11 protein-coding genes are annotated in these 15,420 nt (G+C 53.9%); 5 read left to right on the forward strand and 6 right to left on the reverse strand.

Annotated elements, in window-relative coordinates; all coding sequences use genetic code 11:
• The first annotated feature begins 236 nt into the window (after positions 1-236).
• The gene (locus tag QWJ10_RS20480) at positions 237-527 is read left to right on the forward strand and encodes a hypothetical protein (protein ID WP_289929484.1); all 291 of its coding nucleotides are present in this window, start codon (positions 237-239) and stop codon (positions 525-527) included.
• A 301-nt stretch (positions 528-828) separates the two neighbouring features.
• Here the strand turns inward: QWJ10_RS20480 and QWJ10_RS20485 are convergent, their stop codons facing one another.
• The 4 genes from QWJ10_RS20485 to QWJ10_RS20500 form a co-directional block, all read right to left on the reverse strand.
• Positions 829-2,073, reverse strand: a complete 1,245-nt coding sequence (locus QWJ10_RS20485; RefSeq protein WP_289929486.1) for a ribonucleotide-diphosphate reductase subunit beta — start codon at positions 2,071-2,073, stop codon at positions 829-831.
• A gap of 304 nt (positions 2,074-2,377) precedes the next feature.
• Entirely contained in the window at positions 2,378-5,293 is a 2,916-nt protein-coding gene (locus QWJ10_RS20490; RefSeq protein ID WP_289929488.1) for a ribonucleoside-diphosphate reductase subunit alpha, read from the reverse strand.
• 681 nt (positions 5,294-5,974) lie between these two features.
• Complete coding sequence (locus QWJ10_RS20495; protein ID WP_289929492.1) at positions 5,975-6,376, reverse strand: YbaN family protein; 402 nt, start codon at positions 6,374-6,376, stop codon at positions 5,975-5,977.
• Positions 6,377-6,391: 15 nt separating this feature from the next.
• Positions 6,392-6,976: a YecA family protein gene (locus tag QWJ10_RS20500; RefSeq protein ID WP_010794668.1), complete on the reverse strand. Its 585-nt coding sequence runs from the start codon at positions 6,974-6,976 to the stop codon at positions 6,392-6,394.
• Positions 6,977-7,305: 329 nt separating this feature from the next.
• Between QWJ10_RS20500 and recQ the strand changes: the two genes are divergently transcribed.
• The 3 genes from recQ to QWJ10_RS20515 all read left to right on the forward strand — a co-directional run bounded on the left by recQ (position 7,306) and on the right by QWJ10_RS20515 (position 12,468).
• A complete protein-coding gene (gene recQ, locus QWJ10_RS20505; protein ID WP_289929495.1) occupies positions 7,306-9,441 on the forward strand; it encodes a DNA helicase RecQ in 2,136 nt (711 codons plus the stop codon).
• Between the two features lie 117 nt (positions 9,442-9,558).
• Positions 9,559-10,002, forward strand: a complete 444-nt coding sequence (locus QWJ10_RS20510; RefSeq protein ID WP_010794666.1) for a MarR family transcriptional regulator — start codon at positions 9,559-9,561, stop codon at positions 10,000-10,002.
• Positions 10,003-10,173: 171 nt separating this feature from the next.
• The gene (locus QWJ10_RS20515) at positions 10,174-12,468 is read left to right on the forward strand and encodes a FimV/HubP family polar landmark protein (protein WP_289929498.1); all 2,295 of its coding nucleotides are present in this window, start codon (positions 10,174-10,176) and stop codon (positions 12,466-12,468) included.
• 28 nt (positions 12,469-12,496) lie between these two features.
• On the opposite strand, the gene QWJ10_RS20520 is transcribed toward QWJ10_RS20515, so the two are convergent.
• A complete protein-coding gene (locus QWJ10_RS20520; protein WP_289929500.1) occupies positions 12,497-14,698 on the reverse strand; it encodes a patatin-like phospholipase family protein in 2,202 nt (733 codons plus the stop codon).
• A 65-nt stretch (positions 14,699-14,763) separates the two neighbouring features.
• Between QWJ10_RS20520 and QWJ10_RS20525 the strand changes: the two genes are divergently transcribed.
• Complete coding sequence (locus tag QWJ10_RS20525; protein WP_150347191.1) at positions 14,764-15,075, forward strand: SelT/SelW/SelH family protein; 312 nt, start codon at positions 14,764-14,766, stop codon at positions 15,073-15,075.
• 31 nt (positions 15,076-15,106) lie between these two features.
• On the opposite strand, the gene cspD is transcribed toward QWJ10_RS20525, so the two are convergent.
• Positions 15,107-15,379 carry a cold shock domain-containing protein CspD gene (gene cspD, locus QWJ10_RS20530; protein WP_010794662.1) on the reverse strand — a complete coding sequence of 91 codons (273 nt, stop codon included), beginning with the start codon at positions 15,377-15,379 and terminating at the stop codon, positions 15,107-15,109.
• Positions 15,380-15,420: the final 41 nt, after the last annotated feature.

Genomic DNA, 15,420 nt, shown 5'->3' on the forward strand with positions numbered 1-15,420 from the left:
TGATTTCCGGTTAACTGTAGCCCAAATAAGCTAGTCCCGTATAGATAAACTAACTACAAACTAGTTAGTTTATCGTTTAAAGTAATGCGGTGTTTTCCGCATGCAGCGTTTCAGTAATTTCCTTCGTTTGGTCGCATGGAGTTTTGCCTGGCTATATAGATCATTTGCGTAAAGGGTATAAATCTCGTCGTAGGTATGTTTTCTGGAAAAGAAAGATACTTGGAAAAAGAGAGGATGTGGCGATAGAGCAAAAGTCAAAAAAGATAACAGGGAAATTTTTTTTTGCTGTGATCGCTATGATCGTGTTTATCTCCTTTTTGGCGGCTGTTGAAAGAAACGGAGAAGAAAAGGCTAGAAATATACTCAGTGAAGGACAAAAAGATTCGAGACGACTCATTACGTTAACGGGTGAATCTGGAAAGTTAATCTTTTTGGCTTGCGGCTCTCGTAACTGCGCTGCACTAGATGAAAATACTAAAGCAGTCCGGCACTTTAGTCAGGGAAAAGGTTTTTCTTATCCCCTTTAAATTTCTCTATTAAAATTCTTGGATATTAGCTGTCGGCTCATTGAGAAACATTGCTTTATTGTAGAAAGATATCGATTGGTAGGGAGGCAAGCGTTATAGCCTATACAATGAGATGCTCGAATTTTGCTGTCCCGGCCATTTCTAAATGGCCTCTGTTAAACGAAAAATTAATATTTTAAACAGCGGAAAAGAGCTTAATGATTAGTTTTTATAAAAAGCCCCGCAATAGGCGGGGCTTTTATTAGCTTGCTTCTAACACCTATATCGGCGTAAGACCAATTTTTGCTGGGGCAAGAGGCTATCAATCCCAGCTCAACGCCCCGCCAGTCTGATACTCAATCACACGCGTCTCGAAGAAGTTCTTCTCTTTCTTCAAGTCCATGATTTCGCTCATCCACGGGAAGGGGTTGGTCGTACCGGGGTACTCTTCCTTCAGGCCGATCTGGGTCAGGCGGCGGTTGGCGATGAACTTCAGGTAGTCTTCCATCATGGCCGCGTTCATGCCCAGTACGCCGCGGGGCATGGTGTCGCGCGCGTATTCGATCTCGAGCTGCGTGCCCTGGAGAATCATCTGGGTGGCTTCGTCTTTCATCTGGGCATCCCACAGGTGTGGGTTCTCGATCTTGATCTGATTGATCATGTCGATGCCAAAGTTCAGGTGCATGGACTCGTCACGCAGGATGTATTGGAACTGCTCGGCAGTACCGGTCATCTTGTTACGACGGCCCATGGAAAGGATCTGGGTGAAACCGCAGTAGAAGAAGATACCTTCCAGTACGCAGTAGTAGGCGATAAGGTTCTTGAGGAACTGACGATCCGTCTCGGGTGTGCCGGTCTTGAATTCCGGATCGGAGATGGAGCGGGTGTACTTGAGGCCCCAGGACGCTTTCTTCGCGACTGACGGAATCTCGTGGTACATGTTGAAGATTTCACCTTCGTCCATGCCCAGCGATTCGATGCAGTACTGGTACGCATGGGTGTGGATCGCTTCTTCAAATGCCTGGCGCAGGATGTACTGGCGGCACTCGGGGTTGGTGATCAGGCGGTACACGGCCAGCACTAGGTTGTTGGCAACCAGGGAGTCGGCAGTGGAGAAGAAGCCCAGGTTACGCTTTACGATACGGCGCTCGTCCTCGGAGAGACCGTCAGCGCTCTTCCACAGGGCGATGTCCCCAGTCATGTTGACTTCCTGCGGCATCCAGTGGTTGGCGCAGCCGTCCAGGTACTTTTGCCAAGCCCAGTCGTACTTGAAGGGTACGAGCTGGTTCAAGTCGGCGCGGGCATTGATCATCTGCTTGTCGCCTACCTGTACGCGGGCAGCGGAGCCTTCCAGATCATCCAGGCCTTCCTGAATGTCGAGATCGTTCAGTGCGGCCTTGGCGCGGGCTACGGCATCAGAGTCGGCGGCATCTACGGCGCGTGCTTCGTTGGCAGCAGCACCGCCTACGCTATCCAGTTTTTCCAGCGGCATGTCGCCGTCCTGCTGTACGGTGGCAGGGGTGGCGGTTGCTTCTTCGTCTTTGTCGAATTCGTCCCAGCTCAGCATGGTGTGTTCTCCTGCTTGAGGACCGGCACTCGGCCAGTCGGTAAAATCTAGATGTCTTTTAGAGTGCACATGGGGCACGGTGTTTGATCGGACGTCACACGTTTAAGCAGCGGATGACCGCACTATGTGGTTACGCCCCAATCGTGCCTGCTCTGCCAAGGTGAGCCCCTGTAATCATGCTCAAGGCAGGGACAGGCCAATCGGTCTCGTGAGGCCGACTTTCAGTACTTGTTGTGTTTGGATTTACGTTCGGGGAGGGTGATAAACCCTTCCCCGAATCCTCTCCGAAGAGAGGGCTTATGACTTACTGACAGGCTTCGCAGTCGGGGTCGTCGATGCTGCAGGCCTTGGGCACTGGTGCCGGAGTCGGAGCGGGTGCCGCCTCGGCTTTTTGTGCTGGCGCCGGTGAGGCACTGGCTTGTACGCCGGTGATCGGATCCGCACTAACGGCATTCAGCTTGCCGGTGTTGATGGTGGACTTCTCGGTGCTGGTAGCAGCCAGGGCACGGAGGTAATAGGTGGTCTTCAGACCACGGAACCACGCCATGCGATAGGTCACGTCCAGCTTCTTGCCCGAGGCGCCAGCGATGTAGAGGTTCAGGGACTGTGCCTGATCGATCCACTTCTGACGGCGGCTCGCTGCTTCCACGATCCAACGGGTTTCGACTTCAAACGCGGTAGCGTACAGGTCCTTCAGGTCTTGCGGGATGCGCTCGATCTGCTGGACGGAGCCGTCGTAGTACTTGAGGTCGTTGACCATGACTGGATCCCACAGGCCGCGTGCTTTCAAGTCACGCACCAGGTAGGGGTTAATCACGGTGAACTCGCCTGACAGGTTCGATTTCACGTACAGGTTCTGGTAAGTCGGCTCGATGGACTGCGATACGCCGGTAATGTTGGCGATGGTTGCAGTCGGCGCGATGGCCATGATGTTCGAGTTGCGAATACCTTTCTTGACGCGCTCGCGAATCGGCGTCCAATCCAGTGTCTCGGACAGGTCGACTTCAATGTACTTGGAGCCACGCTCTTCGATCAGCATCTTTTCAGAGTCGATCGGCAGAATGCCCTTGGACCACAGCGAGCCTTCGAACGTCTCGTAGCTGCCACGCTCGTCGGCCAGGTCACAGGACGCCTGGATCGCAAAGTAGCTGATCGCTTCCATGGACTTGTCGGCGAACTCGACGGCGGCATCCGAACCATAGGCGATGTGCTGGAGGTACAGCGCATCCTGGAAGCCCATGATGCCCATGCCCACCGGACGGTGCTTCAGGTTGGAGTTGCGAGCCTGAGGAACCGAGTAGTAGTTGATGTCGATAACGTTATCGAGCATGCGCACGGCAGTCTTTACGGTACGGCCGATCTTCTCGATGTCCAGCTTGCCTTCGACGATGTGGTTCACCAGGTTGATCGAACCCAGGTTACATACAGCGATCTCGTCCTTGTTGGTGTTCAAGGTGATCTCGGTGCACAGGTTGGAGCTGTGAACCACGCCCACGTGCTGCTGCGGGCTGCGCAGGTTACATGGGTCCTTGAAGGTCAACCAGGGATGGCCGGTTTCGAACAGCATGGACAGCATCTTGCGCCACAGATCCTTGGCCTTAATGGTCTTGTACAGCTTGATCTTGCCGTATTCGATCAGGGCTTCGTAATACTCATAACGCTCTTCGAATGCCTTGCCGTACAGGTCGTGCAGATCCGGTACATCGGAAGGGGAGAACAAAGTCCAGTTGCCGTCATCGAATACACGTTTCATGAACAGGTCCGGAATCCAGTTCGCGGTGTTCATGTCGTGAGTACGGCGGCGGTCGTCACCGGTGTTCTTGCGCAGCTCGAGGAATTCTTCGATATCTAGGTGCCAGGTTTCCAGGTACGCACAGACGGCGCCCTTGCGCTTGCCACCCTGGTTAACGGCTACGGCGGTGTCGTTCACTACCTTCAGGAACGGAACAACGCCCTGGGACTTGCCGTTGGTGCCCTTGATATAGGAGCCCAATGCACGTACCGGTGTCCAGTCGTTACCCAGGCCGCCAGCGAACTTGGACAGCATGGCGTTATCGTGAATCGCGCCGTAGATGCCCGACAGATCATCCGGGACGGTAGTCAGGTAGCAGCTGGACAGCTGTGGGCGCAGGGTGCCGGCGTTGAACAGGGTCGGTGTGGACGCCATGTAGTCAAAGCTGGACAGCAGATTGTAAAACTCGATTGCACGCGCTTCCTTATCGGCTTCCATATGGGACAAGCCCATGGCGACGCGCATGAAAAACAGCTGCGGCAGCTCGAAGCGGGTACCGTTGCTGTGCAGGAAGTAGCGGTCGTACAGCGTCTGTAGGCCGAGGTAGGTGAATTGGCCGTCACGCTCGTGGTTGATCGCCTTGCCCAGCTTTTCCAGGTCGAAGCTTGCTAGTTTCGGGTCCAGCAGCTCCAGCTCTACGCCTTTGGCAACGTAGGCGGGCAGGGCTTTGGCGTACAGGTCGGCCATCTCATGGTGAGTGGCGCTTTCTGCAACGCTTAGGAAGGACAGACCTTCCGCACGCAGGCTGTCGAGTAGCAGGCGGGCTGTAACGAAGGAGTAGTTCGGCTCGCGCTCAACTAGCGTACGCGCCGTCATGACCAGTGCGGTATTAACGTCTTTTTCGGCTACGCCGTCGTACAGGTTCTTCAGTGTTTCGCGCTGGATCAGCTCGCCGTTGACTTCGGCCAGGCCTTCACATGCTTCGGAGATGATGGTGTTCAGGCGACCCATGTCCAGCGGAAGCAGAGTACCGTCAGCCTTGGTTACGCGGATGCTTGGATGCGGCTCTGCCACTTCAGCAACGGCGCGCTTGCGCTCCTGGGCGCGTGCTTCGCGATAGATTACGTAATCACGAGCCACTTTTTGTTCGCCGGCACGCATCAGAGCCAATTCGACCTGATCCTGAATTTCTTCGATGTGAATCGTACCACCGGAAGGCATGCGACGCTTGAAGGTCGCTGTGACCTGCTCGGTCAGACGCTTTACCGTGTTATGGATACGTGAGGAGGCCGCAGCAGTACCGCCTTCAACGGCCAGGAATGCCTTGGTGATGGCAACGGTGATCTTATCGTCAGTGTAGGGAACGACTGTGCCGTTACGCTTGATGACACGCAGTTGGCCGGGAGCAGTGGCCTTGACGTCCAGGTTGTTGTCGTCGGCCGGGAAGCCGTCGGTCGTTGCTTTCTCGCGGGACAGATCAGTCTGCATGCGGGTTCGTCTCCTAACGTTATAAGTACGATGGAGCCTCTACGGCTCCTATCTTTAAGCGTTTTGCAAAACGGCGCCGGGTTGGCTTTGCAAAACGCTCACACCAGACACGGCTTATGGCCAGGCCCGTTAATCACTCAAACATGAGCCATAAAGCGTTAAAGGCTCAAAAAACGATTCAATACCAGCCGGCGGCTAACCACATCATGTAGTGGTAGGGGCTGTATGGGCTTCGGGGAGGAATAGCGGGTTGGCTGGTCTCCGAAGCTGCGTCAATCGTCATTGAAAAAGAGCTTCGACCAACCGGAGGCTGAACGCTTGACGGGTTGACAAGTTTTACTTTGTCTAGTGTCCGGTTGCTCGGCGAACCCCAATATATAGGGATGTTCGTTAAAGCGAGGTACAAGATAATGCGCTAGCGGCTGCTTTGCAAGTTGATAAAACGCCACAGCCTGTGGATAAAAAGTGGGTAATTTTGGGATATGTCGACGCAGGTCGCATGGCTTCTAAGGTTCGCCGTCAGTCGCGTTTTCTGCATCTTTTCGTCAGAGCAGGCAAATGAAATTTCGTTCAAACGTTAACACTATATGTAGTGGTGCTTTTATGACTGGATGCGATAGAAATAAGTAAGAGAAGTCAAGTAGGAAAAACACTTCTTTGAGAGCAACAAAATGAGTCCCGCTAAGGGACGGGACGAGTCTTCTGACGAAGGATGTAGATTGTCACGCAGGCCGAGCTGACCACCATGAACACGCGTGCCCAGAAATAGGGTACTAGCCAGCTGGAGATTCCAATGCTGATCCACATGGTGAGAATGGCGTAGATTTTTCCCTTGAGCGGAATCCCTTCACCTTCCAGATAATCCTTGATCCAGGGGCCTAGCCGAGGATGGTTGACCAGCCAGCCATAGAAGCGCTCCGAGCTGCGCATAAAGCAGCCCGCTGCAAGGAGGAGAAAAGGGGTGGTTGGTAGAAGAGGCAGAAAAATGCCAATCACGCCCAAGGCAACACTGACCCAGCCCAGCGTCAGCAGGCTATAACGGACCCAGAGCCGCCGGCTGACGCGTACATCTCGTTCAGGCATTCGATGTTGAGAGCCTCAGTGACGAGGCTTTAGCAACGCTGGCTTTTCTTCAGGGGCATGGCACAGCAGGAACAGCTGCGTCAGGATTTCTGGAATCTGCGAAACCATGTTGTCGACCAGCTCAGGGTCTTCAGCGATATCGCTAAATTCAGCCTGTTCTTCGAAAAGGCCTGAGCCAACCATGATGGGCAGCAGCAGTTCGCTGACTTCTTCCTCGGCCTGCTCGAACCAGACGGCTTCACGCAGGAAGACACCTTCCATGAATCCGATACACCAGCCGCGCAGGTCGGAGTCATCTGGATCGTCGCCTAGCTCCAGGTCGCATGGAAGCTCAAGCTCCTCATCGCTGCCCAGTATGCGCAGGATATGCGCCTTGAGCTGGACAAGCGTGGATTCGATTTCTTCGCGCTGTGCATCGCTGGTGTAATGCGGCGGCTCGGCGAAAAGGGCATCGATCCATTCACGCTCGGGTACGTCTTCCGGGCAAATGGCCAGAGCGGTTAGATAACCGTGCGCTGCGATGTAGTCGAGCGCTTCCTCATGCAGGTCGTCCGCATCAAGAAACTCACGGAGACGGGACAGTTGTTCAGCGAAGGACATCGGTTACTTACCTCGGAAAACGGGCTGGATATACGATAAAGGCAGTCGCGTTACGATGATGTTCCCGCAAATCGCCTATTGGGTTCCATATTGTTCATAGGCTGAACTCGGGAAAGCCACACGGACGATGTGCATGGTGTCACGTTCTGCAACTGCCTCAACGAAGCCGATTGTAGACGAGCCGGTGCGCCGCGGCAAAAGGCACGTCATTAATCTAGCCAATCTGGCCCTTCTATCAGGGCTTTGTTACAGCCTTGGGCACTGAGTGACGGATAACCGGGCGTTTCTTGTCAGTGCCCGTATAATGCGCGCCATCAAATGGAGGCAGCATGTTCGATCAAGCTTTGCGTATTCTTAAAGACGTCTTTGGTTATGACGCGTTCCGTGGCAATCAGGCCCGGATCATCGAGCGCGTTGCCAACGGCGGAGATGCGCTGGTGCTCATGCCTACAGGTGGCGGCAAATCCCTGTGTTATCAGGTACCCGCCTTGTTGCGTGAGGGGCTGACCGTTGTCGTCTCGCCACTGATCGCCTTGATGGATGATCAGGTTGCGACGCTGGATGAACTAGGCGTGCCAGCGGTCGCGCTCAATTCGACGCTTTCGCCCGAGGCACAGCGCGACATTGCTGCACGGCTTGAGCGCGGCGAGATCAAGCTCTTGTACCTGGCGCCGGAGCGTCTGGTGCAACCGCGCATGCTGAATTTCCTGCAGCGACTCGGCAACATTGCACTGTTCGCCATCGACGAGGCGCACTGCGTTTCCCAGTGGGGGCACGATTTTAGGCCAGAGTATCTGCAGCTTGGCCAATTGGCAGAGCAGTTTCCCGATGTGCCACGCATTGCCTTGACCGCTACGGCAGACATGCGGACCCGGGATGAAATGATTCAGCGACTGCATCTGCAGAATGCCGAGCAGTTTCTATCCAGTTTTGACCGACCCAACATTTTCTACCGTATTGTTCCCAAGGAGCAGCCTCGCAAGCAGCTGTTGTCGTTTCTGACGCAGCATCGGGGTGATGCGGGCATTGTTTACTGCATGTCGCGTAAAAAGGTCGAGGAGGTAGCCGAGTACCTTTCCGCGCAGGGTTTTCCCGCCTTGCCTTACCATGCAGGGCTTTCCAACGAACTGCGTGCGTTTAACCAGAAACGTTTCCTCAACGAGGAAGGGCTCATCATGGTCGCGACTATTGCCTTTGGCATGGGCATCGACAAGCCGAACGTCCGCTTTGTCGCGCACCTGGATCTGCCCAAGAGTCTGGAAGCGTATTACCAGGAGACTGGACGAGCAGGGCGGGATGGTTTGCCCTCTGATGCCTGGATGGCTTATGGATTGCAGGATGTCCTGCTGCTTCGCCAGATGATGCAAAGCTCCGAAGGGGATGAGCGTCATAAGCGCGTAGAGCGCAACAAACTCGAAGCCATGCTGGCATTGTGCGAAGAGACACGCTGCCGCCGGCAGGTACTGCTGGCCTATTTCGATGAAACATTGCCTGAGCCCTGTGGGCATTGTGATAACTGCGTAGACGGTGTCGAAACCTGGGATGCCACTCAGCCGGCTCGGCAGGCATTGTCAGCCATCTATAGAAGCGGTCAACGGTATGGCGTAGGTCATCTGGTCGATATCCTGCTGGGGCGGGAAAATGACAAGATCAAAAGTCTGGGGCATGAGCGTCTGGCTGTTTTCGGCCTTGGTAAATCGCTGGCTGAAGATGAATGGCGAACCCTCTTTCGTCAGCTGGTAGCACGTGGTTTCGCTGACGTGGATGTAGACGGCTTTGGTGGTCTTCGCCTAACGGAGGCATGCCGTCCGCTTCTGCGTGGGGAAACGACGCTCGAGCTACGCCGCGATCCCAAGCCGCAGCGAACACGCGGTAACAATTCCGGCCCCAGCGCAGCCAGCCAATTGGTACGCTCTGAGGAGCGCCAGCAGTGGGAGGCCCTACGTACGCTGCGGCGGAAACTGGCAGAAGAGCATGGAGTGCCTCCTTATGTCATTTTCCCGGATGCAACCTTGTTGGAAATGTTGCGGGGGCAGCCACGAACCTTGCACGATATGGGGCGTATCAGTGGCGTAGGTGCGCGTAAGCTTGAACGGTATGGCCAGGCTTTTCTTGATGTGCTGACAGACGCTCCATCAGCACCGGAGCCTGTTGCCGATGTTCGTCATGAGGTCATTACCCTGGTCCGTGCGGGTATGACGCCTCCGCAAATCTCACGGCAGCTTTCCTGCTCTGAGAAAAATGTGTACAGCATTCTGGCGGAGGCCATTGCACGACAGCAGCTTTCCCTGGATCAGGCGCTTGAGCTGCCCGATGATCTTGTAGGCGAAATTCAGGATGCGTTTTTGGAGGAAGAGGGTGACTTGCCTCCAGCAGCAGCGCTGGCGGATCGATTCGCTGACCAGGTGCCGGTCGGCGTTTTGTATTGCATAAGGGCTGCACTGGCTGCAGAGCTCGCAGAGTGAAGAGAGATAAGCTGCCAAATGTATTGATTGCGGGGATAAATTCACTAACAAAACTAGATTGTAGGCTGTTTAATAGCTAAACAATAATAACCGTCAAAACGATAAGGTCATTGGTCCATGCCGCAAAACGATCCCCATCTCTTTGGTCGCCAGCTTTTCCATGTTTCGCGTGCCTGGCGAGCAGAGCTTGATCGCCGTCTGAGCCATTTGGGTTTATCCCAGGCGCGCTGGCAGGTCTTGCTGACCCTTGCACGCATGAAGGATCAGCATCCTACTCAACGAGAACTGGCCCAAAGTGTCAGTGTAGAGGGGCCAACATTGGCTCGTCTTTTGGACGGACTTGAAGCTCAGAAACTGGTGCGCCGAGTGGCGGTGAGTGAAGATCGTCGAGCCAAGCGCATCATGCTGACAGCTGCCGCTGGCCCGCTTATTGAAAAGATCCAAGCCATTGCGGATGAGCTGCGTGAAGAGTTGCTGGCGGGTATTGATGACTCCGCGATTGATATTTGCCAGCAAGTCCATCAGAAAGTACTGGCCAACCTCGAAAAACGAGGCCAGTAATCGGAATCTTCGCGGCTCCGCTGAGGGCCGCGTCGTATCGGTTTGTTCCTCTATACTTTCAGTGCTACTTTTTTTGAATAGCGCTCGCTAGTCGATTTTCTAAACTTTCTACGAGCGCAGCCGTTGCCGTTGTCAGGGCGGTAATTTTTTTATTTGCAGTTAGGGCGCTGAATGGCCACGAAAAACGTTAATCGTTTTCGAACTCTCATAATAGTATCCGGCCTGGTGCTGGGCGTTGGCAGCAACTCTGTCTTTGCGGTCGGGCTGGGCAACATCGCGCTTCAGTCTTCCCTCTATCAGCCTCTTAGCGCGCGTATCGAGCTGGTGGATGTCGGTGAGCTTGAGGCCAGCGATTTTCACATCGGCCTTGCGTCTAATGACGAGTTTGCGCGTTCTGGCCTCGATCGTACTCAGTTCATGAGTGACATGCACTTCACGCCAGTGATTGAGCCGGGCGGCAGGAGTTATATTCGCGTCACATCGACCCGTCCGGTTAGCGAGCCTTATTTGAGTTTTCTGGTTGGTCTTGAGCTGCCCGGCGGGCGTCAGTTGCGTGAGTTCACTGTGCTGATAGATCCGCCCGGCTATCAGGTGCCTGCAAGCCCTGCGGTGAGCCGGAGCAACAGCTATGCACAGGTAGAAGTATCACGTCCTGCTGTACCCCGTGCTTCGCGGCCTTCTATGCCTCCTGCACCTACACCGAGACCAGACCTTCAGGCAGGTGCTGCTACCTACACGACACGCGCAAACGATACGCTCTGGCAGATTGCACAGAAGCTGGTTCGCCAGGCGGGTAAAGGCTCTGTTCAGCAAATGATGGGGGACTTGTATTCGCTGAATACCAATGCATTTGCCGCGGGCGACATGCACCGGCTCAGGGTAGGGCAAACGTTACGTCTTCCTGCCGACTTTTCTACTCCTGTAGCAGGGGCTGAACAAAACGGCGCATCGATTGCTGCTCCGGCGCAAAATCCTCCTCGTGAACAGTCCTTACCGTCAGAGTCGCCCACGAACATTGCCCCGGTACAGGCTGGAGTGGAGCAGACAGTACCTACGGCGGTTGCTCAGCAGGATCAGCTTCTGCTTCGTATGGCTCAGCTGCAAACTCAATTGGAGCAACTCCAGGCTCGTCTGGATGAAACCGTAAGGGATAAGGATAACCAGATCGCAGCGTTGCAGCAGGAGGTTGCTCAGCTGCGTACCTCTGAAAAAACAAGCGATATACCCTCGCCAGCGGATCCGTCTTTGGCGCCGCCCCCGTCAACTCTTTCCGATAGTGATACAGGGGTAGCTCGGGCGCCGTCTGAAGATCCTTCACAGGCACCCACTATTGCTCCGTCTGCTCCAACTACGCTGCCTGAGCAGAGCGCTTCGCAGATCCTAAGCCCTCTTGTCGCACCGTCACCGGTGCAAGTCGATGCAGAGCAGGAAAGGGATTGGTCATCCTATTATTTATGGTTGGTTCCTGTTGCCGCCTTGCTGGCAGCGGTCCTCATTGCGATACGTCGTCGACGCATGCAAGAAGAATCGACAGCTGCTGTAGTGGCTGATTTGCCTGAGGAGGGCGAGCCCGATCATGACGGTCATGCCCTTGTGCCGCTTGTCGAGCCAGCGGTTATAGCTAGCCGTGTGGAACCGCATGATGCTGAGCCTCAGATACCTGTTTCACCCCAGCATGCCACGCCCAAGGCTGACGATGAATTTCTGGGACGTGCCGAAATTTACCTGGCTTATGGACGTTATAACCAGGCTCGTGAGGTGCTTGAGGAAGGCATCGCCGAGCAGCCTGGCCGCCTGGATCTGCGCATGATGCTGCTCCAGGTGCTGGCTGCTTTAGGTGAGAGAAAGCTGTTCGCCGTTCAAGAGGCGGCCGTTCGTGAATTGGGTGGCGATACGCAGGCAATCGATCAGCTAAAGGCACTCCTTCCAGGCATGATCGAGGAGTCGGCTGAGGAGCAGAGCGTCAAAGCTGAGGAGGAACCTCTGGAGGTTTCTCTTGATCTGCCCGACGGTCTGGAAGAGGAGTGGAAACCTCGGCTTGACTTGAAAGCTGACGAAATGAAGCCCACTCAAGTCGATATCGAAAATTTCGATCTGGATTTACAGGACCTCAGTTTTGATGACGCTATTGCCCTTACAGAGCTGCTAGACGCTGAGCAAGGACATGAAAAAGCCAAGCCTGCTGAAGCGCTGGACGATGATTTTCCTTATACGTTAGGAGAGTTGCCATCAGTGGATGAGCTGGACATGACGCTGGACGAGCATTTCGCCAGCCATGTGCCGAGCGCCTCGGTGGCAGACAATGAGCTGAGCGATTATCCAGCCAGCCCTCTGTTGCAACAGGCGAAATCCTGCATGGCCCAAGGCGATATGCGGGCAGCCAGCGCTATCCTTCAGCGGATCCTCAATGAAGGAAACGATGCACAGCGCCATGAGGCAGAGGTACTACTGGCGCGCATTGCTTGATGCGCGCTGTAGACGTCTAATTTGAGCCTTAGAAGTTATTTCCGAGATTCAGGTAAACCGCTCGTTGGCCGTCATCATTTAATCCATAGCTAAAGTTAAGCGGCCCCAGTGGAGTATCGAATCCCAGGAAAATACTACCTCCGGTGATTGAGCCGCTGTCATAGTTATTTCCCTTGTTCCAGATACGCCCTTGCTCAAGACTTCCTCCGAGATAAACAGGGAAGTCGAGCGGTAGGAGTGAGCGCTCTGTCATCCGACGATAATAGATCAGCCGCCCCAACGTGTAATTCTGACCAGACAGGGCATCCTGTCGATAACCGGAAAGTTGCCTTGCGCCGCCCAAGAGATAGCTGCTGGTTACCGTGTCAATATCGTTGAACGTTCGGCCGTAATAACCACCTAGAACTACAGTGTCCTGGCCAAACGTCAACGCCTTGTCTAATTTGAACTCCATCTGCTGGTAACGCTCATCCGAGCCAAGGCTGGTATCAAATTGGCGAAGGGTTACAGAAATATCTTCTCCCTCATTGGGAAAGTCCACATTATCCATGGTATCGAATGAGTATTTCAGCTCATAGAAGCCTTCGCTAAAGGTATCGGTCGGGAGATTCGAATTGCCGATATGGACCTTCGTTTTACCCCAGCGCTGACCGATGCCAAAGCGGATCTCGCCATTGTTGTTGATCTGTCTCCCGACATTAAACCCGTACCCATACCGCTCACGACGATATTCAGCTATAGGATCATTATCCTGGACGGCTTCGATGTTTTGTGCGTCCGCACTCAGATAGGGCGCAAAGAAATATCGTGAGCCTACATCCAGCGGTTGATAGAACTCTGTGTAAAGTTCTTGTTTGTCGCCAACCTGAAGGCGGGTCAGCCATTCGGCGCCTAATTTATTGATGCCGTTTATCCGATAGCTGGCGCCTATATTGAAAGCGCTGTCGCCCTCCATGTCGTCTGAAAGACTCAAGCCTAGCCGCAGAAAATCAGTGCCGCTGCGTTTTCCGAGTGCATGAATTACAAGGGCATTATCGTCTTCGCCTTTTTTCTTTTGTCGGACGATGCGGTATTCCACCTGATCAAAGTAGTCGAGCCCATAAATGGTGCCCATATCGTCTTTTAGCTTTTCTAGATCAAGCGGTTCGCCTAATGACTGACGTATGTAATGCCGGATAACACTGTCGCTTACCTTGGAGTCGTTTTCGATCCGTACCTCTGTAATGATCGGGTTTCGCTGCCCCGGCTGGCGTGCAATGGACAATGCAATGTCCGTATCGTCCACCGGCGGGCGCCTTAGACTGGCCAGGCGAGAAGACAATGCCTGAGTGGCGCGATAGCCAGCGTCAATTAATTCATTGACGCTACCAAAGTCAGCGCTGGTGTACGCAGCCAGCGGTGGTTCAACCAAAATATCTTTGGATGTGAGTGTTGCCAGCTGAGCTTCGGAGTTGTTGCGTGTCATCAGGGTAGTGGACTGGTTGAGCACGTCTACAACGGTAGTGAGCTCCTTGCGTTTCAGCAGTGGAGTGCCGATATCAACAGCAATAACCCTATCAACGCCCATGCTGCGAGCGACATCGATAGGGATGTTATCAACCATGCCACCATCGACTAGCAAGCGTCCGTCTACATCAACCGGTGCAAATACGGCTGGAATTGACATGCTGGCTCGAATAGCCCGGGGCAAATGTCCCTTGCTGAACACAACTTTTTCGCCTGTCACGATATCAGTGGCAACGGCACGAAAGGGAATAGCCAATTTATCGAAGTTTCGCGTTTCGCTCGTGTGGACCAGCAGGCTTTCCAGTAGCATGGAAAGGTTCTGGCCTTGAATGACACCAATCGGAAGGCCAAGCGTTCCATCGTCTCGAAAGCTGAGTTGCTGTTTGATGAGAAAGTCTCTGTCGTCCTGCTTTCGTCGAAAAGGAACGTCTTTTCGGGGTGGTTGATCCGAAAGTACCTGCTGCCAGTCCATTTCTTTGGCAATGCGCTCGATTTCATCAACTTTGTAGCCAGCTGCATACAAACCGCCAATGACTGCACCCATGCTGGTTCCAGCGATAGCATCGATATGAATGCCTTGTTCTTCCAGTGCTTTCAATACGCCGATATGAGCGAGTCCACGCGCTGCGCCTCCAGACAATACCAGCCCTATTTTAGGGCGAACTTGATCACTCCATGAAAGGCTTGGCAGTAACAGTAGTAAGCAAAGAAATAAATAGCGCATGAGCAAGCCACAGGCAGGCAAGGGACGAGAGGCTTATTATAAGCAGCTCAAAAGAGGAGAATGGGATGACTGAGCAAAAGCCAGAGGTGGTTATTACCTATTGCACACAATGCCAGTGGCTACTGCGGGCGGCCTGGATGGCGCAGGAGTTGTTGAGTACCTTTGCTACTGAGCTGGGTCGGGTCAGCCTTGAGCCATCGACAGGTGGTACTTTTCAGATTACTTGCGATGGGGCTCTCATATGGGAAAGAAAACGGGATGGAGGTTTTCCTGAGGCCAAGGTCTTGAAACAACGTATTCGCGACCTTATTAATCCGGATAGGGATTTAGGTCATAGTGATCGGCAAGGTAAGCAAGATTCTATGCCTGAGCGATAAAGCCGCTCAGGCATAACTGCGAATCCTGGCGTCACACCTCGGAGGTCATCCTTGCATTGGCAGGCTCGCTGATTCGTTCAGTTCTTGCTGGTGCAGCTACTTCCGCAGCGCGGATGTTAACGGCATGCAAGCCCTTGGGGCCTTGAATGATTTCAAAATTCACGGCCTGGCCAGCTTTCAGTGTTCGATAGCCGTCCATCTGGATTGCTGAATAATGAGCGAATAGGTCTTCGTCGCTTCCTTCCGCTACTATGAAGCCGTATCCCTTGGCATTGTTGAACCACTTGACTTTGCCGCTGAGCATGCTGGCATCCCTCTGCAAAGGACTCCACAGGTGGAGTATTA

Origin of the sequence: Pseudomonas sp. WAC2 (genome assembly GCF_030403525.1) — a bacterium.
GTDB classification, from domain to species: Bacteria; Pseudomonadota; Gammaproteobacteria; order Pseudomonadales; family Pseudomonadaceae; genus Chryseomonas; species Chryseomonas luteola.